The organism is Kribbella sp. DT2 (genome assembly GCF_049844575.1).
Classification (GTDB): Bacteria; Actinomycetota; Actinomycetes; order Propionibacteriales; family Kribbellaceae; genus Kribbella.
Genome location: NZ_JBNCLH010000004.1, coordinates 488,858 through 513,904, shown reverse-complemented (window position 1 = coordinate 513,904; position 25,047 = coordinate 488,858). Strand labels below are relative to the sequence as shown.

26 protein-coding genes and 1 tRNA gene are annotated in these 25,047 nt (G+C 67.9%); 10 read left to right on the top strand and 17 right to left on the bottom strand.

Annotation, left to right across the window (positions count from 1 at the left end; translation table 11 throughout):
- Positions 1–15: 15 nt before the first annotated feature.
- From ACLQ2O_RS20525 to ACLQ2O_RS20500, 6 genes are all read right to left on the bottom strand, one after another.
- Complete coding sequence (locus tag ACLQ2O_RS20525) at positions 16–819, bottom strand: ABC transporter substrate-binding protein (protein WP_425833679.1); 804 nt, start codon at positions 817–819, stop codon at positions 16–18.
- Positions 820–902: 83 nt separating this feature from the next.
- Positions 903–1,754 (bottom strand): ABC transporter permease, encoded by an 852-nt coding sequence (locus ACLQ2O_RS20520; protein WP_425833677.1) that lies wholly within the window; start codon positions 1,752–1,754, stop codon positions 903–905.
- Entirely contained in the window at positions 1,751–2,755 is a 1,005-nt protein-coding gene (locus ACLQ2O_RS20515) for an ABC transporter ATP-binding protein (protein WP_425833675.1), read from the bottom strand. Before ACLQ2O_RS20515 ends, ACLQ2O_RS20520 begins: the two co-directional genes overlap by 4 nt.
- Complete coding sequence (locus ACLQ2O_RS20510; RefSeq protein ID WP_425833673.1) at positions 2,671–3,498, bottom strand: hypothetical protein; 828 nt, start codon at positions 3,496–3,498, stop codon at positions 2,671–2,673. Before ACLQ2O_RS20510 ends, ACLQ2O_RS20515 begins: the two co-directional genes overlap by 85 nt.
- Positions 3,499–3,548: 50 nt before the next feature.
- The gene (gene abc-f / locus ACLQ2O_RS20505; protein WP_425833671.1) at positions 3,549–5,174 is read right to left on the bottom strand and encodes a ribosomal protection-like ABC-F family protein; all 1,626 of its coding nucleotides are present in this window, start codon (positions 5,172–5,174) and stop codon (positions 3,549–3,551) included.
- A gap of 230 nt (positions 5,175–5,404) precedes the next feature.
- Positions 5,405–5,821 carry a hypothetical protein gene (locus tag ACLQ2O_RS20500; protein ID WP_425833668.1) on the bottom strand — a complete coding sequence of 139 codons (417 nt, stop codon included), beginning with the start codon at positions 5,819–5,821 and terminating at the stop codon, positions 5,405–5,407.
- On the opposite strand from ACLQ2O_RS20500, the gene ACLQ2O_RS20495 reads away from it, so the two are divergent.
- A complete protein-coding gene (locus ACLQ2O_RS20495; RefSeq protein ID WP_425834013.1) occupies positions 5,820–6,563 on the top strand; it encodes a GNAT family N-acetyltransferase in 744 nt (247 codons plus the stop codon). The genes ACLQ2O_RS20500 and ACLQ2O_RS20495 overlap by 2 nt on opposite strands.
- Here the strand turns inward: ACLQ2O_RS20495 and ACLQ2O_RS20490 are convergent.
- On the bottom strand, positions 6,532–7,731 hold the full coding sequence (locus ACLQ2O_RS20490; RefSeq protein ID WP_425833666.1) for a hypothetical protein: 1,200 nt from the start codon (positions 7,729–7,731) through the stop codon (positions 6,532–6,534). The two genes, ACLQ2O_RS20495 and ACLQ2O_RS20490, sit on opposite strands and share 32 nt — an antisense overlap.
- 148 nt (positions 7,732–7,879) lie before the next feature.
- Between ACLQ2O_RS20490 and ACLQ2O_RS20485 the strand changes: the two genes are divergently transcribed.
- Positions 7,880–8,914, top strand: a complete 1,035-nt coding sequence (locus ACLQ2O_RS20485) for a LacI family DNA-binding transcriptional regulator (RefSeq protein ID WP_425833664.1) — start codon at positions 7,880–7,882, stop codon at positions 8,912–8,914.
- Here the strand turns inward: ACLQ2O_RS20485 and ACLQ2O_RS20480 are convergent.
- On the bottom strand, positions 8,892–9,533 hold the full coding sequence (locus ACLQ2O_RS20480) for a TetR/AcrR family transcriptional regulator (RefSeq protein ID WP_425833662.1): 642 nt from the start codon (positions 9,531–9,533) through the stop codon (positions 8,892–8,894). The genes ACLQ2O_RS20485 and ACLQ2O_RS20480 overlap by 23 nt on opposite strands.
- Before the next feature lie 43 nt (positions 9,534–9,576).
- Positions 9,577–9,996, bottom strand: coding sequence for a hypothetical protein (locus ACLQ2O_RS20475; protein ID WP_425833660.1), 420 nt, complete (start codon positions 9,994–9,996; stop codon positions 9,577–9,579).
- A 174-nt stretch (positions 9,997–10,170) separates the two neighbouring features.
- Here ACLQ2O_RS20475 and ACLQ2O_RS20470 point away from each other — a divergent pair, with 174 nt between their 5' ends.
- Positions 10,171–11,049: a cyclase family protein gene (locus ACLQ2O_RS20470; RefSeq protein ID WP_425833658.1), complete on the top strand. Its 879-nt coding sequence runs from the start codon at positions 10,171–10,173 to the stop codon at positions 11,047–11,049.
- A gap of 141 nt (positions 11,050–11,190) precedes the next feature.
- Positions 11,191–13,947, top strand: coding sequence for an AAA family ATPase (locus ACLQ2O_RS20465; protein ID WP_425833656.1), 2,757 nt, complete (start codon positions 11,191–11,193; stop codon positions 13,945–13,947).
- Between the two features lie 9 nt (positions 13,948–13,956).
- Here ACLQ2O_RS20465 and ACLQ2O_RS20460 read toward each other — a convergent pair whose 3' ends face one another.
- Together ACLQ2O_RS20460 and ACLQ2O_RS20455 are read right to left on the bottom strand one after the other, a co-directional pair.
- The gene (locus tag ACLQ2O_RS20460) at positions 13,957–14,112 is read right to left on the bottom strand and encodes a hypothetical protein (RefSeq protein WP_425833654.1); all 156 of its coding nucleotides are present in this window, start codon (positions 14,110–14,112) and stop codon (positions 13,957–13,959) included.
- Between the two features lie 90 nt (positions 14,113–14,202).
- The gene (locus tag ACLQ2O_RS20455; RefSeq protein ID WP_425833652.1) at positions 14,203–14,817 is read right to left on the bottom strand and encodes a helix-turn-helix domain-containing protein; all 615 of its coding nucleotides are present in this window, start codon (positions 14,815–14,817) and stop codon (positions 14,203–14,205) included.
- Positions 14,818–14,967: 150 nt separating this feature from the next.
- On the opposite strand from ACLQ2O_RS20455, the gene ACLQ2O_RS20450 reads away from it, so the two are divergent.
- From ACLQ2O_RS20450 to ACLQ2O_RS20435, 4 genes are all read left to right on the top strand, one after another.
- Positions 14,968–16,152 (top strand): serine hydrolase domain-containing protein, encoded by a 1,185-nt coding sequence (locus ACLQ2O_RS20450; RefSeq protein ID WP_425833650.1) that lies wholly within the window; start codon positions 14,968–14,970, stop codon positions 16,150–16,152.
- 58 nt (positions 16,153–16,210) lie between these two features.
- Positions 16,211–16,924, top strand: a complete 714-nt coding sequence (locus ACLQ2O_RS20445) for an SDR family NAD(P)-dependent oxidoreductase (RefSeq protein ID WP_425833648.1) — start codon at positions 16,211–16,213, stop codon at positions 16,922–16,924.
- 190 nt (positions 16,925–17,114) lie between these two features.
- Positions 17,115–18,506 (top strand): MFS transporter, encoded by a 1,392-nt coding sequence (locus ACLQ2O_RS20440; RefSeq protein ID WP_425833646.1) that lies wholly within the window; start codon positions 17,115–17,117, stop codon positions 18,504–18,506.
- A complete protein-coding gene (locus tag ACLQ2O_RS20435) occupies positions 18,503–19,660 on the top strand; it encodes an FAD-dependent monooxygenase (RefSeq protein WP_425833644.1) in 1,158 nt (385 codons plus the stop codon). Before ACLQ2O_RS20440 ends, ACLQ2O_RS20435 begins: the two co-directional genes overlap by 4 nt.
- On the opposite strand, the gene ACLQ2O_RS20430 is transcribed toward ACLQ2O_RS20435, so the two are convergent.
- The 3 genes from ACLQ2O_RS20430 to ACLQ2O_RS20420 all read right to left on the bottom strand — a co-directional run bounded on the left by ACLQ2O_RS20430 (position 19,621) and on the right by ACLQ2O_RS20420 (position 22,374).
- Positions 19,621–20,286, bottom strand: a complete 666-nt coding sequence (locus ACLQ2O_RS20430) for a response regulator (RefSeq protein WP_425833642.1) — start codon at positions 20,284–20,286, stop codon at positions 19,621–19,623. The two genes, ACLQ2O_RS20435 and ACLQ2O_RS20430, sit on opposite strands and share 40 nt — an antisense overlap.
- The gene (locus ACLQ2O_RS20425; RefSeq protein WP_425833640.1) at positions 20,283–21,431 is read right to left on the bottom strand and encodes a sensor histidine kinase; all 1,149 of its coding nucleotides are present in this window, start codon (positions 21,429–21,431) and stop codon (positions 20,283–20,285) included. The genes ACLQ2O_RS20430 and ACLQ2O_RS20425 overlap by 4 nt, the downstream gene beginning before the upstream one ends.
- A 124-nt stretch (positions 21,432–21,555) precedes the next feature.
- Entirely contained in the window at positions 21,556–22,374 is an 819-nt protein-coding gene (locus ACLQ2O_RS20420; RefSeq protein ID WP_425833638.1) for a class I SAM-dependent methyltransferase, read from the bottom strand.
- A 165-nt stretch (positions 22,375–22,539) separates the two neighbouring features.
- Between ACLQ2O_RS20420 and ACLQ2O_RS20415 the strand changes: the two genes are divergently transcribed.
- Together ACLQ2O_RS20415 and ACLQ2O_RS20410 are read left to right on the top strand one after the other, a co-directional pair.
- Positions 22,540–23,118: a hypothetical protein gene (locus ACLQ2O_RS20415; RefSeq protein WP_425833636.1), complete on the top strand. Its 579-nt coding sequence runs from the start codon at positions 22,540–22,542 to the stop codon at positions 23,116–23,118.
- Positions 23,115–23,516, top strand: coding sequence for a hypothetical protein (locus ACLQ2O_RS20410; protein ID WP_425833634.1), 402 nt, complete (start codon positions 23,115–23,117; stop codon positions 23,514–23,516). The genes ACLQ2O_RS20415 and ACLQ2O_RS20410 overlap by 4 nt, the downstream gene beginning before the upstream one ends.
- A 204-nt stretch (positions 23,517–23,720) precedes the next feature.
- Here ACLQ2O_RS20410 and ACLQ2O_RS20405 read toward each other — a convergent pair whose 3' ends face one another.
- From ACLQ2O_RS20405 to ACLQ2O_RS20395, 3 genes are all read right to left on the bottom strand, one after another.
- A complete protein-coding gene (locus tag ACLQ2O_RS20405) occupies positions 23,721–24,062 on the bottom strand; it encodes a hypothetical protein (protein WP_425833632.1) in 342 nt (113 codons plus the stop codon).
- 3 nt (positions 24,063–24,065) lie between these two features.
- The gene (locus ACLQ2O_RS20400) at positions 24,066–24,521 is read right to left on the bottom strand and encodes a hypothetical protein (protein WP_425833630.1); all 456 of its coding nucleotides are present in this window, start codon (positions 24,519–24,521) and stop codon (positions 24,066–24,068) included.
- A gap of 394 nt (positions 24,522–24,915) precedes the next feature.
- Positions 24,916–24,991: transfer RNA gene (locus ACLQ2O_RS20395), tRNA-Lys, on the bottom strand.
- Positions 24,992–25,047: the final 56 nt, after the last annotated feature.

The window sequence follows — 25,047 nt, the reverse complement described above, 5'->3', positions numbered from 1 at the left end:
CAGGGCCGCCGCTTCTCAGGACAGCTCGGCGACCGGCGTAGCCGGGTCGTTGTCGAGGGCGTTGGCCAGTTGGGGAACCAGCAGGTCCAAGGCGTAGAGCAGCGCGTTCGGACCGCTGTAGGCGAGGGCGCCGGACAGCGGGGTCTTGAAGGTCGTGTACAGGGTGCGGTCGGTCTTCACCACGTCCAGGCGACCGAAGACCGGGCGCTCGAGCATGGCCGCCTTCGTCGCGCCGTTGATGAACAGCACGTCGCGGTCGAGCAGGTCGAGCCGTTCGTCGCTGATCTCGGCCTTCTCCTGCTGGGCGGTGAAGCCGAGGGCGTCGAAGAGCGCGCGGCGCGGATCCTTCGCGGGCAGCAGGTAGTGCTGACCGTTCTCGGGACCGAAGTCCTCCACGAGCACCTTGCCGGCGAACTCGGGATGCGCCTTCTTCGCCTCGTCCAGCTTCGCGTTGACCTTGTCCACCAGGCCCTGCGCCTCGGTCGGCTTGCCCAGCGCCTTGCCGATGGTCAGGGTCTGGACGTCCCACGGGGTCTGCTCCTCGTCGTACTGCTCGGACTGGACGACGGTCGGCGCGATCGCCGTGAGCTTGTCGTACGTCGCCCGGTCGATCGTCTCGTAGATCGCCAGGATCAGGTCGGGGCGCTGCTGGGCGATCGCCTCGAAGTCGAGCTCGGCGGAGAACGTCGTCGGCGGCTTGTCGCCGACGGCCGCCTTCACCCACGGGTAGTTCGGGTACTCCTCGAACCACTCCCGCGTACTCACCGGCACCTCGCCGAGGGCGAGCACGAAGTCCTGGTCGTTCCAGCCGGCCGTCACGATCCGCTGGGGCTTCGCCGGGATCGACGGGGCATGAAGGTTAGGTTAGCAATCCTAACTTCCGTGTCAGGTGCCTGGTCGGCTCAGAGGTCCTTGCGGCTGAAGGACAGTGCGGCCAGGCACCAGAGCATCGCGATCCAGAGGGTGACCCAGGCCAGGTACGCCGGGGTCAGGGCGGCTGCGCCGAGGAACGGGAAGGCTCCTGCGCCCTCGTCGGTGGTGAACTCGCCGAGGGCTGACGGGTCCTGGAAGGCGTGCATCGCGCCGCGCCAGAGGCCGTCGGTGGGGAGGAAGATCCGGGACAGGGTGCCGATGCGGGCGATCGCGTCGTTGCCCAGGGAGGCGCCGATGCCGCCGACGACGCCCGCGACCCACGTCGTACCGAAGAGGCCTACGGCAACTACTCCTGATGCCATCGGGGAGATCGCGGTGGACAGGAGCATCGCCAGCGTCAGGAGGACTGTGGTCTGAGCGGCGAGCAGCGCCAGGGCGCCGGCGGGGTTGGGCGGCCAGTAGCCGGTGGTCGCCAGGACGACGAGGCACTGCGCCAACCCAGCCAGTACGACGAAGCCGCTGCCGAAAACGACCAGGCCCAGCCACTTGCCGAGGAGGAAGGCGGAACGTCGTACCGGCCGGGCCAGGACGGTCAGTGCGATGCCGGACTCGGTCTCGCCGGCCAGGGTGGGACCAGTGAGGAACGCGGTGCCGAGCGCGGCGATCAGGCTGAAGCCGAACATCACCAGGTTGAGCAGGATCGACGCCGTCAGTCGCGCCTCGCCCGAGGTCAGCGTGCCGCCGGACTCCGCGGCCAGCTTGGAGAATCCCCAGGCGGACAAGCCCAGCAGCAGCACCGTAAGGATGCCGAGGGCAAGCAGCACGCGGCGGCGCGAGGCCTCGCGCAGGGTGAGGCCGGTGATGGTGAGGACAGTGGTCATTGGTCCGCCTTGCGCAGGATGCCGAGCAGTCGTTCTTCCAGGGTGATGCGGCCGGGCTCGACGGCGTGGATCTTGACGCCCAGGCCGGCCAGATCGCTGACCAGCGTGGGAACGGTGGCGTCGTCGTCGGCTGGGAGCGCGACGGTGATCCAGTCGCCGGAGCGGTCGAGGACGGTGGTCCCGGCCAGCCTCTGGAAGGCCGCGGGGCTGACGTCGGTCAGGTGAAGGCGCAGCTCGCGCTGGCCGAGCAGCTCCGCGAGCGAGCCGGCCGCGGCCACCGAGCCGTGGTCGAGGATGACCACCCGGTCGCAGACCCGCTCGACCTCGCCGATCAGGTGCGAGTTGAGCAGTACGGCGACCTCGCGCGACTTGAGCTCCAGCACGATGTCGCGGACGTCGGCCCGGCCGAGCGGGTCGAGCGCGCTGGTCGGTTCGTCGAGGATCACGAACTCGGGCCGGGCGACGAGTGCGACCGCCAGACCGAGTCGTTGCTGCATGCCCTTGGAGAAGCCGCCGACCCGGTCCTTCGATCGTTGCCCCAGGCCCACGAGTTCAAGGCACTGGTGCTGCTCGGCCCTGGACACGTCGGCGCGGGCGAGCTTGACGTGCAGCGTCAGGACCTCGGCCGCGCTCAGCCAGGGCTGGTAGCGGAAGAGCTCCGGCAGGTAGCCGACGCGTGCCCGGGCGGACGGCTCGTGCGCGGGTTGCCCGAGCAGTGAGACCTCACCCGCATCGGGCCGTACGAGCCCGAGCAGCATCTTGATCACGGTCGTCTTGCCGGCGCCGTTCGGGCCGAGCAGACCGACGATCTCGCCGCGGGCAACGTCCAGCGACACGTCGTCGACGGCTTGGCGCTTGCCGTACCGCTTGCGCAGCCCGAAAGCCTGGACCGCTGTGTGCGCGGTGGCGCCCGCGTTCAGCGCAGGCTCCGCGCGACGTCGAGAACCTCGGTCTTCGACAGCGACCCGGCCACCGCGGTGACCACCCCGTCCGACACCCACACGACCGCCGAGATCGACCGGTCGCGGGTCACCAGAACCGTTGCCTGATGCCCGTTCACCTTCGTCGTCGAGCTGGTCACCCGGTCGGCCGGGATCGGCAGCGGCAAGGTCGACCCGTCCGCGCCCTCGAGCTGCGCCGCGACCTCGGCCGGGATCCCCGGCAGCGACAGCAGGTAGTCACGCGCCGTCGCGAACGCGATCCCCGACGAATGCGCCGTCGGCGCGACCGCGCGACCGACCAGCAGCGCCGGCATGCCGCTCGACGACTTCCACACTTGTCCGACACCCGGGCCCGCATCGAGCCGGATCGGCTGACCGTCGAGTCCCTTAGGTGCCGGAGGCAACTTGTCGCCGGCCGCCTTGGTTGCCTTCGCCGTCGAGAAGGTGAAGGTCGCGCTCACCTTCCCACCCACCTGGTACGACGGCTCGCCGGTCACCCCGCTCGGCAGCTTGCTCACCGTCGGCACGTCCAGACCCGACTGCTCCCCTGCGGCCGTCGCGTCCTTCACCTCGCGGACGCCGTGCGCGCCTGTCACCTTGACGTCGCCGTACGCGCTGAGGTCCGGCAGCGTGACCAGGTCCGCCGCGCTCAGGCTCACCGGCGCGACCTGCTCGGTCTGAAAGATCGGCAGCCAGTCCTTGGCGGCCGCCGTACCGGCTCCGGCCATCACCAGGCCGACAGCCAGTACGGCGACCGCAGGTCGCGTCACGAGGGTCGTCAATCTCCGAGGCAGCTTCTCCATGCATTGAAGGTCGCTCACTATCGATCGAAAGTCAATAGATGCTGATCGATCTAGGCGGTCAGGCGACCGTCCTCCAGTGCGAGGGTCCGGCCCTGGAAGCGGCGGGCGAGCATCCGGTCGTGGGACACGACGATCAGGGCTCCTCGGTAGTCGGACAGGGCGTTCTCGAGGTCCTCGACCAGGGCCGGGGACAGGTGGTTGGTGGGCTCGTCCAGCAGCATCAGGTCGACCGGACGGTGCAGCAACCGGGCGAGGTCGAGGCGGCGCAGCTGGCCGGTCGACAGCTTGCCGACCGGGGTCTGCAGGTCGTGGTGACGGAACAGACCCAGTCCGAGGAGCGCGCCACGGTGCTCGTCCGGCGTACCGGGAAGGCCTCGGGCGTAGGCCCTGAGCAGCGGTTCGCCGGGTTTGGCGACGACGGTCTGCTGCGGGAGCCAACCGATCCGGGCCGGTCGCCGGACGTCACCCTGGTCGGGCGCGAGATCCCCGGCCAGGACGCGCAGCAGCGTGCTCTTGCCGGCACCGTTCGGGCCGACGATGTGCAGGCGGTCGCCGGTCTTGATCTCCAGGCTGCGCACGTCGAGCCGGCCTTCGACCTTGACCTGGTGGAGATCCGCGAGCGTCCCCTTGGTGGCGGCGCCGCCCTGAGGCTTCGCGGTGAACCGCATCGGGGCCGGCGGCCGGGGGACCGGGTTGTCCTCGAGCCGTCGTACGCGCTCCTTGGCCTGGCGGACGCGCGCGGAGATCTGCTTCTCCACGCTGCGCTGATGACGCCCGGCCGCCTCGGCGTCGGGCCGCGGCCCCGAGGCCAGCGTGTTGGCAGCCTTCCGGGCCAGGTCCTTCTGCCGGGCCATCTCCTCCTGCCACTCCTCGTACTCCTGCTCCCACCGCAGCCGCGCAGCCTGGCGCGCCTGCAGGAATCCGGCGTACCCGTTCCCATGCCGTACGACGGTGTGCTGCTCGGCGTCGACCTCCCACAGCGCGGTGGTCACCCGTTCGAGGAAGACCCGGTCGTGGGAGACCACGACGATGCTGCCGGGGTGGTCGCGCAGTCGCTCCTCCAGCCACTCGAGCGCGGCGGCGTCGAGGTGGTTGGTCGGTTCGTCCAGCAGGAGCAGCTGCGGTGAAGCGGCCAGGATGCAGGCCAGGCCGAGGCGACACTGCTCGCCGCCGGACAGGGATCCGAGCAGCCGGTCGCGTTTGATGTCGGCAAGGCCCAGGCCGTGCATCGCGGCCTCGACCCGGGCGTCGGCCGCGTAGCCGTCGCGAGCTTCGAAGGCTTCCATCAGTTCGCCGTACTGCTGGAGCACCTCGTCCAGGTTCGTCGGCTCCGTTGCGAGCTCTTCCTCGGCCGACCGCATCTTCGCCTCCAGCTCGCGGAGGTCGTGGAGGGCATGGTCGACCGCGTCCTGCACCGTGTCACCCGGAGGCAGGTCCGGAGTCTGCGGCAGGTAGCCGATCCCGCCCGGCACGTGCGTCCGGACCTGGCCGCTGTCGGGCAGGTCGATCCCGGCCAGGACGCGCAGCAAGGTCGACTTGCCGGAGCCGTTCTCGCCGATCACGCCGATGCGCTCGCCGAGCGCGACGGACTGGCTGATCCCGTCGAGCACGGTCCGTCCGCCCGGAGCGCGGACGACGTCGGCGAGCACGGTGTGGAAACTACTGGTGTTCTTCATCAGATCTCACTTCTCGGTCGCAGCGACAGAGTTGACCGCGCGGGCGCGGCAAGACAGCCGACGGCCCGCGACTCCTCGAAGGAATCAGACGAAGAAGTAGTAGTGCATGACGCGAACGGTAGCCGAACCGCCCACCTGGGCGCGCGCCATTTATCGAGCATGCGGTCGAAGCTTGTTGTCGAAGGCAACCGTGACCACGTACGGCGTACCGGCTCAGATCGACGACGACTTCAGCCGGCCGATCGCCAGGACTCCCGTCCCTGGCTCAAGAACCAGCCGACGATCAGACAGACGACGAGCATCGAGTCGGCGACCAGGGCCATCCCGGCCTCGGGGATGTCCACGGCGAAGGCAGTGAAGACCACCAACGCACTCTTGGCGAGGAAGGTCGCTTCCCAGATCACCGGTGAACGGCGGGGCCGCAGGGCGAGGACGGCGAAGATCGCGATGAACACGAAGTACGACGTCATCCGCCAGAACTCCACGAACAACCGGTCGTCATCGGCGGCCAGACTGTCGACGATGCCTTTCCCGAACGCGAAGACGGTCGAGACCGACGCGAACCACAGGAAGACGCGGCCGGCCAGATCGCCTCGGCCGGTGGTGGGATCGAAAACACCGCTGGAGTTGACAACGGCTGTACTCATGAACAGTTCTCCTTGCCGGATGCGGGATGACATCTCCGACGATGCCGCGCCGAGCACCACCTTCGCGTCGGTGAGAACCACCGAGATCGGACCCCGGCCGCCTTATCCTGAGGGCGATTCAGCTAGGCGATCATCGCCGACGCGAACATCCAGGACCCCGAGGGATGCTGACCACGTGATGACATCCGAGATACACCTCCGTCCGGTGACCGAAGCTGACCTTGCTCTCGTGGAGTCGCTCCGCAACACCTGGCCCGCGACGAGTTCTGCCTTCGAGTGGTTCGGGTACTCCGATCCCGGCCAAACGCGGCGCCGGTGGTCGCAGGACGGGATGCTCGGCGCGGATTCCGGGACTCTGATGGTCCATCGGCAGGACCAGGCCGTCGGCATGGTCTCCTGGCGGTCGACGCCCTTCGGCCCACTCAACCGCGGCTGGAACATCGGGATCGGCCTGACACCCGAAGTCCGTGGCGCGGGCATCGGCACCCGCGCTCAACGGCTTCTCGTCGAGTACCTGTTCGACCACACCGAAGTGAACCGGATCGACGCACAGACCGCTACCGAGAACATCGCCGAGCAGCGTGCCCTGGAGAAAGCCGGATTCGTTCGCGAAGGCATTCTCCGGGGCGCCCAGTTCCGCGGCGGCGAGTACCACGACCTGGCGTCGTACAGCATCCTCCGCCACGACGTGTCGCCGCACCGCCGGGCCGCTAGCTCACAAGGTCAAGAACGCCGATCATGATCTTGTTGCCACCGGAGCGGACGTTGGCCATCGTGGTGACCAGGCGCCGGGGACCGGCCAGCTCGATCGCGCCCCAGTAGCCGGTGCCGGGCAGGAAGGTCTCGGCGGCACCGAACTGGCGGGCGTCGGCGTCCCCGACGCGGATCCATTGCCGGGAACCCTGGTTGTAGGCCAGGACCGATTCGCCCGAGGGGAAGCGGGCCAGGTAGGGACCGGCGCCGAGGAACAGGTTGTTCTGGCGATCGGCGGGCCCGGACTGGTCGATACCCAGCTTGTCGGGCCAGTTGTTGGTTGTGTGGGTCAACGAGATCATGTAGTTCCCGTTGGCCAGATGGGATTCCATGGCCAACGCGATCCGGCCGTTCGATCCGATCTGCAGTGCGCTGGGCATCTGGTCGGTGAACTTCTTGACGCCGTCGTCGGTCGTGCTGGTGTACTGCTGCGCGACCCGATCGGCGGCCCACGGGGACTGGCGGACGTCGGGAGTCCAGCTCCGGCCTCGGTCGTGGGACCTGATGATCGCGACACCGGTCGAGCCAGTGGTGCCTTGAGTCGCTACCTTCGGCGCGATATGGGTGAAGTAGACCTGGACCTCGCCAGTGTCGGTCTGGTGGATGAAGGGCTCCCAGTTCGCACCGACGTAGATCACCTGCTCTGGGCCCCAGGTCCTGCCGTTGTCGGTACTGCGGCGCAGCATCAGGCCGTCTTCCAGCATGTTGGAGCTGAAGCCGCGATTGGCCCGGAAGGACGAGACGACGAGCAGGTCACCGTTGTCCAGGACACAACCGTCCGCGGTCGCGTAGCACCGGTCATCGGCGCCGTCGAGAATCTTCCGGGACGCGAACAGCACCTTCGGCTGGGCCCACTGCTTCAGATCCGGGCTGGTCGTCGACAACACGTTCCAGGCGTACTGGGCGCTTTGGTAGAACAGGACGAAGCTACCGTCGGCCAGCTTCTTGATGCGCGAGTAGTGCGCGGTCTGCGTGCCGAGGAAGGCAGCGTCGAGCTCGAGGTAGGTCGACGAGTCCAGCTTCAGGGATGCTGCTCGACGGGTCCGGCCGGCGGCGAGCGCCGGTGCGCTGGAGCTGATGGCGGCTGGTACGGCTACGGCGGCGGCCGAGCTTGCGAGCAGGAGACGCCGGGAGATCTTGCGTTCGGGTGACGGCATGCTGGCTCCTTGTTCGGAGGAGTGCAGGGGCGGTTCGCTCCACATTGGTACAGCGCTGTACTAGTGTCAAGCGTCAACCCGGTAAGGCTTCTGCGCAAGCTACGGGCGACGGGATACGATCGGCCGCAACGCGACGCAAGGGGGCCTGATGGGCACACCGCGATTGACGGATGTTGCGGTCCGGGCCGGTGTCTCGATGAAGACGGTCTCGAATGTCGTCAACGGCACGGGGTCGGCATCGCCGGCGACCCGGCTCCGGGTCCAGGCCGCCATCGAGGAGCTGGGCTACCGCCCCAATGTCACCGCCCGGCGGTTGGCCACGGGCCGGACCGGTACCGTCGCCGTCGCTGTCTCGTCCGTCACCGTGCCGTACTTCGCCGAGATCTCGAACCTCATCGATCGGGCCGCCCGCACGCAGGGTCTTCGCGTGGTGATCGAGCAGACCAACGGCGAACGCGCCAACGAGCTGGCCATTCTGGAGGAACGCGAACGAGGGCTCGTCGACGGCGTCATCTTCCACCCGGTGGCGCTGGAGGCCAACGACCTCGCGGACCGGCAACCAGGCTTCCCGCTGGTGCTGCTCGGGGAAGGGCCCGCCCCCACAACGGTCGATCACGTGATGATCGACAACGTAGCGGCGGCCCGCGAGGTGACTACGCACCTGATCGAGCGCGGCTGTCGACGGATCGCCTTCCTCGGAACCGAACGCGAAGCCTCGACCCACACCACCAGCCAGCGCTTCGACGGATACAAGAAGGCGCTGCGCGCGGCCGGCATCCGCCTCGATCGCCGACTCCGCCTGTCAGTGGATTACTACTCTGCCGACGACGGCCATCGTGCGGTGACCGAAGCCCTCGACAGCGGCCTCACCTTCGACGCGATCGCCTGCCGAGACGACGCACTGGCCACCGGAGCGCTGCACGCCCTCCACTCCCACGGACTGGCGGTCCCCGACGACGTGGCTGTCACCGGCTGGGACGACCTGATCATCTCGCGACATCTGTGGCCGCCACTGACCACCGTCAGCCCCGACAAGGCCGCCATCGTTGAAGCGGCCCTGCGGCTCCTCGACGACCGAATCCACGGCTACCAAGGACCAGGACGCCACGAAATGATTGCCGCCCACCTGGTCGATCGACAAAGCACCCCGGCGGTGCGGCTCAGGGAAGAACCGCTGCCCTGAGCTGGTTCGTGAGCCACTCCTCGGTGACGTCCCAGGACCAACCCTGCGCAACGACCAGCTCATGCCACGAGTGATGCCCGAGGTAGTACCAGAGAACGTCGGTGGCGCGGTCGGAGGTGAGGTCGGATCGTAGCGCCTCGAGCTCACCCAGCCGCTCGACCACCGCCTCGAGGGCTCCCCGGTAGCCCTCGTTCACGCGGACGAGCGCCCCGGCAGCGTGCTTGTCCGTGTGCGCGGCGCCGACCACAACCCTGATGATGCCGTGATCTCGTTCGTTGTCGACGCGAGTGCCATGGGCGGCCGCGGCGATCACCTCGGTTGGCTGGTCGGTTCGGCGTAGCAACGCGATCGCCTCGTCAGCAGTGCCGCGCTGCAGACCGTCCTCGATCAGGTTCGTCAGGATGGCGCCCTTGCCGCCGGTGCTGGCGTACACCGTCGGAACGGCCGTCCCGGCCAACTGGGCGATCTGGGGAACGGTCACGTTGGCGTAGCCATGCTCGACGAACAGCCGCGTGGCCGCAGCGAGAATCACGGCGCGGGTCTCCGAGGCTGCCTTCGCCCGCAGTGGCGCGTGGTACGAGCGGCGTTGCGGCCGGGTGACTTCGTCGTCCTGCGGCACGAAACCCTGACCCTTCTGAGACGCAGATCCACTGTGCGGGAGTCTATCGTTCGCGCCGCCGCTCGATGATCGAGTGCAGCGTGGCCATATTGAATATAGACTGCCTATATTGACTGTAGGTACAGTGGCCCGCAATGACAGGCGCTGTCCACGCACGTCGCCCGCGCGCGTGGAGCTCGGAGTGATCGATGTGGAGGGAGTTCCAGTGCCCCGTGTACACCTCAACGGCAGCCTCAATCTCGACTCTGCCGACGACGTCTTCGCGATCGTCGGAGACCTTCTCGCCGACCGTGTGGTCAGGGTTCCCGATGGAGAGACCACCCGTAAGAACTGGGTACCGAGCCTGGCGTCCGACCTGCGAAAGGTCCCGCAACTCGAGGTCGCTGACCTGCGCCACCTCGACTCGGTCGCGTTCGGCTTCGAGACCTTCCCGCCCGTATCTGCAGGAGTTCGGCATCAGCACCGTGTGCGGCTTGGGACGCCGCAACCCCAAGGCGATAAGGGCGATCCTCGAACTACACCGCGACGTCGCCCGCGAGATCGGCGACTGGTGACGTCGGGGGCTGCGGCAAGATCAGTCTCCGGTACCGCACGGCATCGCCGACCCACTTCGACCAGATGACGGAGGCAACATCTGATGGCTGTTCCGCTCGATCCTGACCTGCCGACCAACTGGGGGCGGTGGGGAGCCGGCGACGAACTAGGCACGCTCAACCTCATCACCGACGACGTACGGGAGAAGGCCGCTGCGGAGGTACGGACCGGTCGGTGGGCGTCGCTGGCGCAGCCGGTCACGCCCAACCCGATGGTCATGAGTCCGTTCGCGCCGACGACGGTCGAGGTCTCACCCGTCCAGCAGATCATGGCTCACACCGGGGTGGGCGTGGCGGCCGATCTGATGCTCGTCTCGAACCACCACGCGAAGTCGACGCACCTCGATGCGCTGTCGCACTGGTCACTGGAGGGCGAGGTGTATCCGGGCCGCCCGAGGGACCAGGCCGTCACGCCGGGAGGTGTCACCCACGGGTCGACAACTGCCTTCGCCGCGGGGATCGTCACGCGGGGCATCCTGCTCGATCTGGCCGACGATGGTCCGCTTCCCGCCGGGTATGCGGTGACGTCGCACGACTTCGAGCAAGCCGAGCAGCGGCAGGGAGTCCACGTGGAGTCCGGCGACGCGCTGGTGGTACGGCTCGGCTGGACGAGTACGCCGATCCCGGGCACGTCGTCACCGGGAATCAGCATCGACGCGGTGCGGTGGATGCATCTCCGAGGGATCGCCATCATCGCCAGCGACAGGGGCGACGCCTACCCACCGCTGGATCCGGGCGGGCCGTCGCCGCTGCACGGTGTCGGACTGGGCCGGATGGCAATGCCACTGATCGACGCGGCTGAGCTCGACGACCTCGCCGCGCTGTGCGCACTACTCGGGCGCTACAGCTTCATGCTCACCATCGCGCCACCGCGCGTCCATGGTCTGACAGGCGTCCCGGTCAACCCCATCGCCTTGTTCTGACCGAGCCTCACGACACAGGAGTGACCACCCCATGATCACCGTCACCGCGATCGACGGCAACGCGATGAAGGCCCTGACTCGCTCAGGCAGGAGACCGATCTGCTGCTGGCCACGGGAGGACGCTGCGACGTCGCGTTCTCGATGCCGAACGGCTCGGTGACCGTGTCCGTCGCCAGTCATCGAGCCTCGCCCGCGCTCGCCGGTGCTCGCGGCCGGATCGTCGGCAGGCAAGGCGAGGTCCGGCGCCTCGACGAGCTCGTCGGTGCCGCCCGCGTGAGTCGTGGCGGGGCGCTGGTCCTGCGCGGTGAGGCGGGGATCGGCAAGAGCACCTTGCTGGACCACGCCCGGCGGGCGGCGTCCGGGTTCCAGATCGTCGAGGCTTCGGGATCGCAGTACGAGATGGAACTGCCGTTCGCGGCCTTGCACCAGCTGTGCGTGCCGCTGCTGAGTCATCTGGATGAGCTTCCTGCCCAGCATCGCGAGGCGCTGCAGGTCGCGTTCGGGCTGATCAGCGGGGCGCCGGACATGTTCCGTATCGGCCTGGCGACGCTGGAACTGCTGGCCGCCGCGGCCTCTGATGGTCCGCTGCTGTGTCTGATCGACGACGCTCAGTGGCTGGACACGGCGTCGTCGAAGGCACTGGCCTTCGTCGCCCGGCGGGTCGGCTCCGAGCAGGTCGCCATCGTGCTCGCGCTCCGTTCGGAGACCGCGGCCGGCGAGCTCGATGAACTCCCGCACCTGTCCGTCGGCGGATTGAACGACCTCGATGCGCGCTCCCTGCTGACCGCCAGAAGCCATCTGACGCTCGACGATCAGGTAGGTCAGCGGATCATGGCGGAGGCCCGCGGGAATCCGTTGGCCCTGCTCGAACTGCCCACCGCCGGCGGTTTCGACGCGCCGGACCTGTCGTTCGTACCGACCCGGATCGAACGCGGGTTCCAGGCCAGGCTGCCGCGGTTGGCCGACGAGGCGAGACTGCTGCTGACGATCGCGAGCGCGGACCCGACCGGCGATCCCGGGCTGTTGTGGCCTGCCGCGCGGCTCCTGGAGATCGACCCGGTCACGGTGGGCGCCGCCGCGGCCGCCACCGGGCTCGTCGAGTTCTCGACCCGCGTCCGCTTCTGTCATCCGCTGGCCCGCTCAGCGGTGTACCGGGCCGCGGACCCGGATCTACGCCGTACTGCCCATCGCGTACTGGCCGAAGTCACCAACGCGGACGCGGACCCGGACCGTCGGGCCTGGCACCGTGCCCAGGCCTGTACCGGCCCCGACGACGATGTCGCCGACGAACTGGACCGGTCCGCGTCCCGTGCCCGGGCGCGCGGCGGGGTGGTGGCCGCGGCGGCCTTCATCGAACGCTCGGCCGCCCTGTCCACCCGCGCGCCTCAACGCATCGATCGGACCCTCGCGGCGGTCCAGGCCCACCTCGACGCGGCTGCCACCGATACGGCCGCGAACCTCCTCACCTCCATCGAGAACGTCGCCCTCGACGAACTCCAGCTCACCCGGATCGACTTGCTGCGCGGGCAGATCGCCTATGTCAGGCACAGTGACGGCAACGGGCCCACGTTCGTGCTGCGCGCCGCCCGACGGCTCGCGGAGTCGGACCCGGCCCGGGCCCGCGAATGTGTCCTGGATGCGCTGGAAATGAGCCTGGTCGTCGGCCGGGCCGGCGGAGTGATGGACATGGCCCTGGCCGCGGCACAGGACGCGACTCTGGCCTCACAGTCCCCCGACACCCTGCAGGCGTTGACACGGCTGGCCACGGACGGCCACCGGGTCGGAGTTCCCTTGATTCGCGAGGTTCTGGACGGCGATGACGGTCCGCTGTGGACCCAGCGGCCCGCCCTCGCCATCGTTCTCGCGGCCGAACTGTGGGACCCGCAACTCCACGACACCATCGTGGACTGGCTGATGAAGACCGGCCGGGAGTCGGGTTCGCCCCATCTGCTGCGCCTCGGCCTCGCCCAGACGACGTCGAACGCCGCGCTGACCGGCGACTTCGGGAAGGCAATGGAAGCCATCGCCGAGGAGGAGGCCATCGCCGACGCGATCGGCGGACCACCCGTCTTCTACCACCGGCTGCAACTGGCCGCCATGCGCGGCCGTCGCCAGGAAGCGCTCGAACTGTTCGAGACGGCCACCGCGGCGGCGGCGGTCCGGGGCGCGAGCCAGCAGATCGCCAACGTCCACTGGGCCGAAGCCGTGCTCAACAACGGCCTGGCCAACTATCCCGCGGCGCTGACCGCGGCCCGGCGCGCGAGCGCCGACGGCGAGCTCTACCTCGCCGGTATCTCGCTGTCGGAGTTGATCGAGGCGGCCATGCGGTGCGGTGAGCCCGAACTCGCGGCGACGGCGCTGAAGTCGCTGACCGAGCGTACCGAGGCCAGCGGTACCACCTTCGGGCTGGGCGTTGCGGCCTACGCCCGAGGACTGGTGACCGGAGTCGAGGATCACTACCGCGAAGCCGTCGAGCGCCTCGAGGAGAGCCCGCTGCTCCCGTACCGGGCCAGGGCTCGTCTCCTGTACGGCGAATGGCTACGCCGGGAAGGCCGTCGACGGGACTGCCGCGAACACCTGCACATCGCCCACGAGTTGCTCTCCGGAGCCGGCCTCGAGGCATTCGCCCAGCGAGCCGCCGACGAACTCCGGGCCACCGGCGACAAGGTCCGAAACCGATCGACGTCTTCCTACGACCAACTCACCCTGCAGGAAACCTGTGTCGCCCGGCTGGTCGCGACCGGCGCAACCACCAACGAAGTCGCCGGCCGCCTGTTCATCAGCCCTCGGACCGTCGACGCTCACCTGCGTGCCATCTTCCGCAAGCTCGGCATCTCGTCGCGCCGGGAACTGCGGAATTCCGGCATTCTCGACCAGGTCTCCGGCACGACGTCGTAGCTGCGCCTCTCAGGACCGGCCGGAGCGGGCTTCGGCTGCGCGCTTCAGATCGGCGAGCCAGGCATCGAGTCCCGGAGCGAGGTACTTGATGGCGGTGGCCGGGTCAGCCTCGATCTGATCGCCGGTCTGGTGAGGCTTGACGGTCCTCGCATCGGTGAGAATCACCTACCCGGCACCAAGTCGGCGGGCGGTCTACACAACCCGCTGATCACCGACGTCGACCGGCTATCAGATCAGGGTCTGCTCGCTCGCTGATCAGTCGAGAGGCACTCGTACTGCGGCGATGCACTCGTCGTACAGGTCCATGATCTCGCCCTTGCCGTGCTCGGCAACCCAGGTCGTCGAGGCTGTGTCCAGGCAGGCGAACACCGTTGCGATCACCGCGCGGGCTCCGTGGTCGTTCCCGCCCAGAGCACCCATCCGCGCCTTGACGAAGGGGAGCAGATCCTCTTGGAGCCGTAGGCGTTTCTCAAGCCAGCCGGCGCGCAGCGCCGCAGTGCCGTGCAGAAGGCGAAACCGCTCGAGAGCCTGCTCGCGGCTTTCGTTCATCGCCTGCGCCGCCGCGATCGCCGCGCGCAGCGCTGTCCAGACATCAGCCTCGGCCGGCTGGTCACGGACCGCGGCGGCCAGGACTCGGCTGAACTCCTGCTGATTGCCGCCCAGGAGGTCTTCCTTCGTACGGAAGTAACGGAAGACGGTGCGGTCGGAGACTCCTGCCTCGCGCGCGACCTGGGCGATGGAAGTTTCTTCGTAGCCCTGCTCGGTGAACAAGCGCAGCGCCGTGTCCAGGATCTCCTGCGCCACCAGTTGACGCGTCCGGTCCCGCAAGGTGGGTGCTCGGGTCGCAGTGTCCGGTGCAGGCCGCGTCATGTCACCACGGTACCCCGTGCTGCCATGAAGTCGGAGTCTGCCTACTTGTCAGTGTCTGTCACGATGTCATACAGTGTCATCATCTGGTGTGCCGCTGGATCTCCCACAGGGTGCTGACCTTCACGGCGCACAGAACCCCCAGGAGGTCGAATGATCAACGAGAACGTGATTCAGCTGGGCTTCGATGCCGAGCGACTACATCGCGTGAGCAACGTGCTCAGCGCTCAGATCGAGTCGGGATATATCCACGGCGCCGCGATGCGGGTCAGCCGGCGCGGGCAGGTCGTTGTCGACTTCGTGGACGGCTACGCGGACAAGGCGACGGGCCGGCGCCTCGCCACGGATTCCGTTTTCGTGACGATGTCGGCGTGCAAGCCGTTCACCACGGTGCTTGTCCTGGGTCTGGTCGAACGAGGACTCCTCCGGCTGCACAGCCCCGTCGCGGACACCATCCCCGAGTTCGGGAGGTTCGGAAAGGAGACGATCACGCTCTTCCACCTGCTGACCCATACCGGCGGAATCATGGCCGGAGTCCCCAATGCCGGTCCGGACGTGCTCGGAAACATCGAGAAGCTCGTGGAGTTGCTGGGCAGCCTCCCGGCTGAGTGCCTCCCGGGCGAGCGGGTCAGCTACTCGATGCTGGTCGCGCATTCGATCATCGCGGCGATGTGTCTACGAGTCGACGGGCGCGGCCGTAGCTACTCGGCAATGCTCCGCGACGAGGTCTTTCAGCCGCTGGGGATGAGCGACACCAGCCTTGGCCTGCGCACAGATCTCGAGGCCCGGGTCTGTCCGGTGAGGGGCGCGCAGGAGGTCCCGTACGACGCATTCCCCGCCACCCTCATCGAACCGCTCGTCGAGGAGGTCATTCTCGCCCCCGGCGCCGAGTTCCCGGCCGCAGGAGGGCTCACCACGATCACCGATCTTCATCGTTTCGCCGAGATGCTGCGTCGCGGTGGCGAGCTGGACGGCGTCCGTTTGCTCGCGCCGGCCACTCTCCGGCTGGCGGCGCGCAACTGGATCGGCGACAAACCGAACACGGTCTGGGACCCCATCCTCGCTCCTCGCGGATGGCGTCGCTTTCCCGACAACATCGGCCTCGGTCTGCGCGTGCGCGGCGAAGGCATCAGCCCGGGGCCGTTCGGAATGCTCAACTCCCCGGGCACCTTCGGTCACATGGGCGCGGGCTCGACCGGCCTCTGGGTCGATCCTGAACACGAGCTCTCCTATGCGTTGCTCACCACTGGTCTGCTCGAGGAGAGCCACCATCTGGAGCGCACCTCGATGCTCTCCGACCTGGTGATGAGCGCTCTGGTGGAAGACCCGCACTCCTGACACCGGACCCCCCTGCGGCATCGCCATCAGCAATCGTCATCACTCGAGGAGACCAACAGTGGCACTCAAGACAGCACTCATCACCGGCGGAACCAGTGGCATAGGAAAGAGCACCGCCGAACTCCTCCACTCACGCGGCTATCGCGTGATGGTCACAGGCCGCGGCGACCTCGCCGCGGCAGGGCTGCCCGCCGACATCGCGGTCATCGAGGCCGACGCAGGTTCACTCACCGACATCGATGCGGCGATCGACCGGGCGCGCCAGTACCTCGGACACCTCGACGTGCTCTTCCTGAACGCCGGCGTCTCCCGTCCAGGCCCGCTCGAGTCCACCGACGAGGCCGCCTTCGACAGCTTGTTCGACATCAACGTGAAGGGCAATTTCTTCACCCTGCAGAAAGCACTCCCGCTGCTTGGTGAGGGAGCGAGTGTGGTGTTCACCGTTGGAGCCGGCGAAGGTCTCGGAGCAGCCATGACCGCTGCCAAGGGAGCACTGCTTCCCCTGATGCGGGCACTCGCACTCGAACTCGCACCCCGCCGCATCCGGGTCAACGCCGTCAGCCCGGGACTGGTCGATACCCCTGCTTACGCGAAGATGGGCATTTCCCAGGAGATCGTCGACTCGTGGGCTCGCGAGATCCCGCTCGGCCGGGTCGGTGCTCCCGCCGACATCGCCGAGGCAGTCGCCTTCCTCGTCTCCGACGCCGCCGGCCACATCACCGGAAACAACATCGCTGTCTCCGGCGGCATCGGCATTCACTCCCGCCCCTGATCGTAGTTCTCGGCGCGACGACCCCTGGGCGCCTCGGTAGTGCATACGCACCAGGACCGCGTGGCCGGCTGGTCCAGGTGCACGAGCCGAAGACGGTGCCGGACGGCGATGTCTCACCGGCCGCTGGACGGAAGTCTGGGAGACGCGTGATTCCCACGCATTCCCTTCGTCCAGTGGAGTTGTTGAACAGGTGACGACAGTACTCACGGCACCGCCCCGCATCGGGCGGCAGTCGATCGGTGCCCTGGGCATCTTGGCGCTCGCGCTAGGTGCCTTGCAATCAGTAGTCGAGCCGGCGGTCCCGCTGCTGCAACGTGAGCTGGGGGTGAGTCCTGCCGAAGGCGCACTGGTCGCGAACGCCCTGCTCGTCACCGGTGCGGTCGTCGCGCCCATCGCGGGCAAACTCGGCGACCGGTACGGCGGACGCCGCGTGCTCGTATGGTTGATGACCGTCGTCTCGGCCGGTGGCCTGCTGGCCGGTGTCGCACCGAACCTGCCCGTGCTGCTGCTCGGCCAGGTCCTGCAGGGCGTCATGGTCGGTGCGCTGCCTTTGTCGTTCATTCTCGTCCGCAAGCACCTCTCGACGGGGCAGACCCAAGCGGCGATCGGGCTGGTCGTCGCGCTGTTCACCGGCGGCGGCATGGTGGGAACGCTGGTGGCCGGGCCGATCGCGGAAGGACTGTCCTGGCACTGGATGTTCGCGCTGCCGACGATCGCGATCATCGCGGCGACGGTGGCCGTCACCCGGCTGATGCCGCAGGACCCACCGGCCCAGCCGGACCACCGGATCGACTGGCCCGGCGTCGTACTGCTGAGCGGCACGCTGCTCGCGTTGATGCTCGGACTGGTGACGGTGACCAACGCCGGTCTGCCGCCGCTCGCGATCGCTGCCGTCGTGGTAGTTGTTGCCGCGCTCGCGACCGGATGGGTCGTTGTCGAACGACGGGCGGTGTCGCCGATGGTCGACCTGCGCATGCTGGCCAAGCCCGCGATGTGGCACGCGTGCGTGCTCACGCTCGTCATCACCATCAGTCTCGGGATGGTGCTCCTGATGCTCCCGCAGCTGTTCGCGGTCGACGCCGACGGGTACGGCTTCGGGGCCGGCACTACCGAGATCGGCCTGTTCCTGATGCCCGGTGCGATCGCCGGCGCACTGAGTGACTCGGTCGGCGGTGTCGCGGCACGGCGGTTCGGGCCGCGGGCCGTGATCGTGGTGGGCAGTGTCGCCACGGCGGCCACGATGATCGCCTTGGCCGCGCTGCACACCGAGGCGTGGCAGCTCGCCGTCGCGAAGGCCGTGATCGCGTTCGCCGCGGGCATCGGTACGACGGCGTTGCTGGCCGGCACCGCCACGACCGTCGAGGCGAAGGACACCGGCATCGCGACCAGCCTGCTCGTGGTGACTCGGGTGATCGGCGTTGCGCTGGGCTCCCAGGTCGGCGGTGCGATCCTCGCCGCCGGGACCGACTCGTCTGGCCGTCCGGCCGAGTCGGCCTTCGTCACGGGGTTCGTGATCGCCGGCCTGGTCGCCGCACTGTCGCTGCTGGTCGTTCGTACGACGAAGAAGGGAGCTCACGCATGACCCGCAGGGTTCTGATCTCCGGGGCCAGCATCTCCGGACCCGCCCTGGCGTACTGGCTGCACCGGGCCGGATTCGCGGTCACCGTGGTGGAGAAGGCCGGCGCGCTGCGCGCCGGCGGTTATCCCATCGACCTCCGCGGGACGGCGATCGAGGTGGTCCGGCGGATGGGAATCCTGCCGCAGCTGCGGGCCGCGCACGTCGACTCGCGGCGCGCGACCTTCCTCAACGCCGACGGCAGCGAGCTGGTCTCGGTCACCCCGAGCGCCGTGGCCGGCAGCGTCGAAGGGCAGGACCTCGAGGTACGGCGGGGGGATCTGGCCGAGGCCTTGTACGGGATCGTTCGGGACGACGTGGAGTTCGTCTTCAACGACTCCATCGACGTCCTTGACCAGTCCGGCGCTGGGGTCGACGTCACGTTTCGCAGCGGGCGGCGGCGTACGTTCGACCTGGTGATCGGTGCCGATGGCATGCATTCGCAGACCCGGGAGTCGGTGTTCGGTCCTGAGGAGGACTTCCACCGGTACCTCGGGTACTGCTTCGCGATCTTCACGCTGCCGAACACCTTCGGGCTGTCCCACGAGCTGATGATGTGGAACACGCCGGGTCGGGCCGCGGCGCTGTATGCGGTGGGGGACGAGCTCCATGCCTTTCTGAACTTTCATCAACCGGTCGTTGCCCGAGGCAACCCAATCGAGCTGGTCGCCGACGTCTTCGCGGACGCGGGCTGGGTGGTTCCTGCCATGGTCGAGGCCATGCGCGAGGCGGACGACCTGTTCATGGACACGGCGGGGCAGATCCGGATGCCTCGGTGGTCCAGCGGCCGGGTCGCGCTGGTCGGCGACTCGGCGTACGCGCCTTCTTTTCTGACCGGGCAAGGGTCGAGCCTCGCGCTGGTCGGGGCGTACATGCTCGCCCATGCGCTGGCCACGCACGAGGATCACGGCGCGGCCTTTTCGGCGTACGAGAGCAGTCTTCGGGAGTTCGTCGCCCTGAATCAGGGACTGGTGAACCACGGCGCGGCGACGCTCTTTCCCACGACGGCGGAGGCCCTGGAGCGACGCAACGCGATGCTGCGTGACCTCGTCACGCTGCCGCCCGCGCCGCCGCGGCCGGCTCACTCGGCGCTGGTGCTGCCGGCCAGTCCTGTTTGGTAGGCGATGACGACGAGTTGCGCCCGGTCGCGGGCCTCGAGCTTCGTCATCGAGCGCTGTACGTGGGCGCGCACGGTGAAGGGACTGAGGACCAGTCGTTCGGCGATCTCCTGGTTCGACAGACCGGTCGCGACCAGGGCCACCATCTCGCGTTCGCGCGGGGTGAGGACGTCGAGCTCGGGGCTCTGAGGTTGGGCTGGCGTTGCCAGGAACCGGGTCACGAGGGAGCGGGTCGCGGCGGGGGAGAGCAGCGTGTCGCCGTCGGCGATCGTCCGTACGGCGTTCAGGAGGTCCTCGGCGCCGATGCCCTTGCCGATGAAGCCGCCGGCGCCCGCGCGCAGCGCTTGCGCGACGTACTCGTCGGTCTCGTAGGTGGTGAGGATCAGGATGCGGCTGGCGCGCAGGTCTGGGTCCGCGCAGATCTCCGCCGTGGCGGCGAGACCGTCGAGGTCGGGCATGCGGATGTCCATGATCACGACGTCCGGGTGCAGTTCGCGGGTGAGTCGCACGGACTCGCGGCCGTCGGCGGCCTCACCGACGACGGTGATGTCGTCGGCGGAGTCGAGCAGGAGGCGAAAGGCGCCGCGGAGCAGGGCTTGGTCGTCGGCGAGGAGGACTTGGATGGTCATGGGGTGTCGCCGTCCGTTGGTTCTGTTTCCTTGGTGGGCGAGGGCAGTTCAGCAGAAACGAGGAAGCCGCCTTCTGAGCGTCTTTTGGCGGAGAAGTGTCCTCCGACCGCGGTGGCACGCTCCCGCATCCCGATCAAACCGTAACCAGGCTCTGTGGTGGGTGCTGATTCTCCGTCGTCGGCAATGGTGATCCTCACCCGATCACCACTCCAATGAAGTCGCACCTGTGCCCTACCAGTACTGGCGTGCTTGGTCACATTGGTCAGAGCCTCCCGGACTATGCGGTAAGCGGTCAGATCAACCCCCGGCGGCAACGCCCTAGCCGCACCCTCTTGCTCCACCGACACCTCCAGCCCCGCGCTCCGGAAGGACTCGAGAAGCGCGGGCAGCCGAGCCAACCCCGGCGCCGGCTCGACCGCCGCAACATCCCCGGTCTGCCGCAACAACCCCACCGTGGCCCGCAACTCATCGAGCGCATGACTGGTCGTCTCGACCAACTCCTTCAGACTCTTACGAGTCTGCTCAGGCCGGGTATCGAACAAGTGATCAGCAACCGTCGCCTGTGCATTGGCCAAAGTAATCTGATGCGCCACGAGATCATGCAACTCCCGAGCAATCCGCACCCGCTCCTCGGCCACCCGCCTGCGCGCCTCGCTGTCCCGGGTCTCCTCAGCCCGCTGCGCACGCTCCTCGACGGCCGCGAGGTAGTCCCGCCGATTCCGCACCGTGTACCCCAACAGCCCGGCCACCAACGGAACCGCTGCTACGATCCCCATCCTGCTCGCGTCCTGCCACGAAACCCCACCCGACAAGGGGATCGAGGCGACTAGCAGCACCAGGGACGCCAGCGAAACCACGCCCGCCGCCCGCCGTTCGGTCGGCGCGGTCAGCGAGTAGGCATAAGCAGCAACCACAGCCGGCGCGACGATCAGGGGATTCATCAACAGCCCCAACGGCGGGACCAACAGCCCGGCCGCAGTCGTGACAACCATCGCAACCAGCGGCCGCTGACGCCGTACGGTCAACCCCGCACAAGACACCACAGCAACGAGATATGCCGCAGCAGGCGGCCAGGAGAACGTGTCGTCCACCTGCACCACACCACCGAGCAGACACACCACGAACGCGACCGCCGTGACAGCCATCTCCCGCCACGGACGACGCGTCACAGTCGGGGGCACATGCTCCAGGGTACGGGCAGCTGCCGATGTTGAGGTTGAGCACCGCGGTTCGTTGCCGACGGCAACTACATCTCCGCCGGCCGGCGATCTAGGACGTGACCCGCGACCAACGGGACAGCATCATCGCGCGATGGCCGGGTGGGACAGCGTCGATCAGCTTGATGAACAACGCCAGCGCCCCGTTCGTCGACCGCGCGGCCTCGGTCACCAACGAGCTGCTGACCTCCCGATCGAAACCGCCCGCCCGCAGCGCGTCCTCGAGCTCGCGAGTCGACGACTCGAACCCGGTGGAGGCACGCCGCATGTTCGGCTGCCAGCGCGCGACGTCCCGGACCCAAGGAGCAACAGTGTCGAAGATCAGCGTGGCCCTAGGCGCCTCGACCCCAGCAAGGTTGGTGACAACAGACCGTACGGCGTCCGGCGGCAGGTACATCAGCAGCCCTTCGGCCACCACCAGCAGCGGTCTCCCCGTCGGCACCTCGTCCCACCAGCCCTCGTCGACCACCGAGGCAGCGATCGTCCGAACACCGTCGCGGTCGGGATAGAACCTGCGCCGCAACTCGATCACAGGCCCCTGATCAACCTCGATCCAGGTAACGTCCGGCCCCGGCGCCAGCCGTAGTACCCGACTGTCCAGCCCGCACCCAAGATGCAGGACCACCGCGTCAGGCGTCTCAGCAAGAGCCACCCGAACCTGATCGTCGATCGCCTTCGCCCGCGCCACGATGATCGGCTGGTTCCCGCGCAGCGCCTTCAGCCGAGCAAAGTCGTAGTCGATCTGCGCCAGCACCCCGCCCGCGAACCGATCCCCAAGCACCGGCACCGCCGACTCGGCATCCCGAGCATGCAGGTACAACGTCATGAGCATCGTCTCCTGCTCCCGCCGAAGCTCAACCCGTGCGCTCACAGCCCTCACCCCGTCCGAGGTCCGCCACTGCCGACGTCCTCGCTGGTACCCGATCCGATCAACGGCTATCCGCCCGCCCGTCACGACGGTGCCTGACGGACCGACAGGTCGGTCGGTCGGTCGTGAGAGTGGTCGCCATGAAAGGAAGGCGGTTACGCTCGGGGCATGCCATCCGAGCCGCCTGGCCGCGACGATTCCGGCGAGACCGAGCACGGCGTCACTCCGTTGCCCGGAAAGCTTCCGCAAGAGGAGCGGGGGCGCCTGTCGGAGGAAGCCCAGCGCGCCAAGGATGGCAGTCTGTTGAGACGTCAGCTTCCGCCGGAGGAACTGAAGCGCCGGCTGGAGGCAGTCACTGCCCGGGGAAAGGGCGCCCCTGTCCCAACGCCAACGCCCCTGGACGACTCCGATGATCTGGTTGGGATGTGGCAGCCGCGCCGGCCACGGAACCGACGCAGGGAGGGCGCCCTACTTGCGTTGGCCGCGGCGGTCGGCCTGTCCACTGCGGCCGTTGTCTACTACGTGAACACCACCCTGCGGCCCGCGGGATTCGAGGTCCTGCTCGGCGTGGCAGGCGTGGTCTTCGTCGCGGCAATTGCGAGCGCGTGGCTGATCGTGCACAACCGGGACCGCACGTCGGAGGAGAGGGCGCTCCGGGCCGCCGGCGCCGCCTGGCGTCACGCCGAAGAGCGCGAGTGGTGGGCGTCCTCCGTGCGCCCCACCGACTCGGGGGACGATCGCCGGTGACCCTCGACAAGCTGCAGGGACGCCGAACCAAGACCAAGTCGTGGTCCTTCGAGGCCCAGAAGCAGGCCCACTGGATCCTGCAGGACCACGCCAGCGAGCTCTACGCAGAAGCCGAACGAATCGCCGACCGCTCCGGCGCCGACGCCGTTTCGGTCACCTACGTAACCCAAGCTGCCCAGGCCGTCCGGATCGGACAGCCCGGCGACCGACGCCCCGAAATCATGCTCGCCGCAGGCACCGCCCTACTCGGCCTAGGCGGCGGCGCACTGTTCGCCATCGCAATCACCCCCGACATCCACCCACCCACCGCAAGCCTGTGGGCCGCAACAATCTCCGCAGTCGCCGGCTTCGCCATAGCCCTCATCAGCGGCACCATCATGTGGACCAAACACCCTTAACCGCGGCCGATCGCCAGCGATGCTCTCCGGAAGACCACGGCAGGCGCCGAAGGCGCCGGTAGAACTGCCGCCGCCGGAGGCGGTGTCCTTTTAACCTGGTAGGCCCCGTCGGACTCGAACCGGCAACCCGCGGATTAGAAGTCCGCGCGACGCCGTAGACACTACCCCCGGTAGACGTCGCAAGTACGCCGGGTTGGCGGCGCCCTATTTTGTCTCGTTGGGGTGGCTGGTGTGTACCTGTTCGAGATAAACCACATGGTCGTCGACGTAAAACCAGATCCGAGCGGTGCCTTTGGCTGTTGGCTTGTGCTGCCAGCGCTGGTGGTTCTCGCCTGCCCGGCAGACGATCCCCAGCGCATCTTTCAGGGGATAGTTGGTCGGCGTCACGTCCAGCGGAGTCCTCGTCAGGAAGTCCCAGGTATCGGCGAGCGGACCTCGCAGCGTCGCTGCGAGGTCACGCCAGCCCTTCTGGGCGTTGGCCGAGGCGAAGCGCAGCTCGTACTCGCTCTTCTTGGTCGGGCGCTCGACTTTTGTCTGCTTCGCCATGCGTCAGGGACGCTCCACCGGCACATCCTCGTCAAGCCATTCCACCGGTGTACGGCCGAGTCCGGCGGCGAGTGCAGTTGCTGTTTCGCGCCAGGAGGTCAACTCGGCGACCGCGAGGTGTGCCTGGCCGGTGGCGAATGATGCCCTGGCTGCGGCCAGGATGTCGGTTGCGCAGGTCTGACGGCCCTCCGCACTGAGGGCAAGCATCCATGGGAAGTGGTCACTCATCCGCTCGGCGAGTGTTCCTTCGAGGCCGGTGGAGACGGCGATGAGCTGAGCGGCCAGTTCGAGCAGGGAGTTACGGGCTCGGTTCTCACTCTCGGACATGAGAACCAGTGCCTCGCCGTCCCGTCGTGTCACCTCGACAGGGTGATCTGCAGCCGCGGCGAACACCTCGGCCGACGAGCGACTCAAGTCAGACGATTGGAAGGAGGTTCGAGATGTGGTGTCGGTCGCCATGCAGTCCATACTAGTTCAGAACGTGTTCTGAATACAATTGTCGGCGCTCCCGCAACCACGCCGCACCACTGTCGGGCCGCTCGCTGAATCGCTCGGCAACCTTCGGCAAGCTCGCGGGTGGGGGAGTGGCGCTGGTTCGAGGTCGGTGTGCGGCGATGGATGGTCCGAACGATCTCGCGAACCACGGTGTTGTGATGTATCAACTGAGCTGACTAGTGCTGTCGCTAATAGACCGGCGCCGAAAATGAAGAGCTCACGCTGCGGGCAGATGCCCGAGGCTTCAGCAAGCCCATCGCCGCACGCCGCCGGCGGTGCTGATTGAAGACCACGGTAGGCGCCCGCGCCGAAGGCGCCGGTAAGTACTGCCGCCGCCGGAGGCGGTGTCCTTGAGAACTGGTAGGCCCCGTCGGACTCGAACCGACAACCCGCGGATTAAAAGTCCGCTGCTCTGCCAATTGAGCTAGAGGCCCGGGTGTGGGGTCCAGTGTGACAGGTGTTGGGGGTGGGGGGCCAACCGGATGATGAG

Coding starts and splice junctions, on each gene's coding strand:
- ACLQ2O_RS20425 (WP_425833640.1), bottom strand. CDS start 21,431: ATGGCTGTCACGGCGGTCGCGTTCGTGGTGTGTCTGCTCGGTGGTGTG.
- ACLQ2O_RS20470 (WP_425833658.1), top strand. CDS start 10,171: ATGGCTGTTCCGCTCGATCCTGACCTGCCGACCAACTGGGGGCGGTGG.
- abc-f (WP_425833671.1), bottom strand. CDS start 5,174: ATGAAGAACACCAGTAGTTTCCACACCGTGCTCGCCGACGTCGTCCGC.
- ACLQ2O_RS20520 (WP_425833677.1), bottom strand. CDS start 1,754: ATGACCACTGTCCTCACCATCACCGGCCTCACCCTGCGCGAGGCCTCG.
- ACLQ2O_RS20435 (WP_425833644.1), top strand. CDS start 18,503: ATGACCCGCAGGGTTCTGATCTCCGGGGCCAGCATCTCCGGACCCGCC.
- ACLQ2O_RS20500 (WP_425833668.1), bottom strand. CDS start 5,821: ATGAGTACAGCCGTTGTCAACTCCAGCGGTGTTTTCGATCCCACCACC.
- ACLQ2O_RS20430 (WP_425833642.1), bottom strand. CDS start 20,286: ATGACCATCCAAGTCCTCCTCGCCGACGACCAAGCCCTGCTCCGCGGC.
- ACLQ2O_RS20405 (WP_425833632.1), bottom strand. CDS start 24,062: ATGGCGAAGCAGACAAAAGTCGAGCGCCCGACCAAGAAGAGCGAGTAC.
- ACLQ2O_RS20510 (WP_425833673.1), bottom strand. CDS start 3,498: ATGGAGAAGCTGCCTCGGAGATTGACGACCCTCGTGACGCGACCTGCG.
- ACLQ2O_RS20415 (WP_425833636.1), top strand. CDS start 22,540: ATGCCATCCGAGCCGCCTGGCCGCGACGATTCCGGCGAGACCGAGCAC.
- ACLQ2O_RS20400 (WP_425833630.1), bottom strand. CDS start 24,521: ATGGCGACCGACACCACATCTCGAACCTCCTTCCAATCGTCTGACTTG.
- ACLQ2O_RS20495 (WP_425834013.1), top strand. CDS start 5,820: ATGAACAGTTCTCCTTGCCGGATGCGGGATGACATCTCCGACGATGCC.
- ACLQ2O_RS20485 (WP_425833664.1), top strand. CDS start 7,880: ATGGGCACACCGCGATTGACGGATGTTGCGGTCCGGGCCGGTGTCTCG.
- ACLQ2O_RS20450 (WP_425833650.1), top strand. CDS start 14,968: ATGATCAACGAGAACGTGATTCAGCTGGGCTTCGATGCCGAGCGACTA.
- ACLQ2O_RS20490 (WP_425833666.1), bottom strand. CDS start 7,731: ATGCCGTCACCCGAACGCAAGATCTCCCGGCGTCTCCTGCTCGCAAGC.
- ACLQ2O_RS20465 (WP_425833656.1), top strand. CDS start 11,191: ATGCCGAACGGCTCGGTGACCGTGTCCGTCGCCAGTCATCGAGCCTCG.
- ACLQ2O_RS20455 (WP_425833652.1), bottom strand. CDS start 14,817: ATGACGCGGCCTGCACCGGACACTGCGACCCGAGCACCCACCTTGCGG.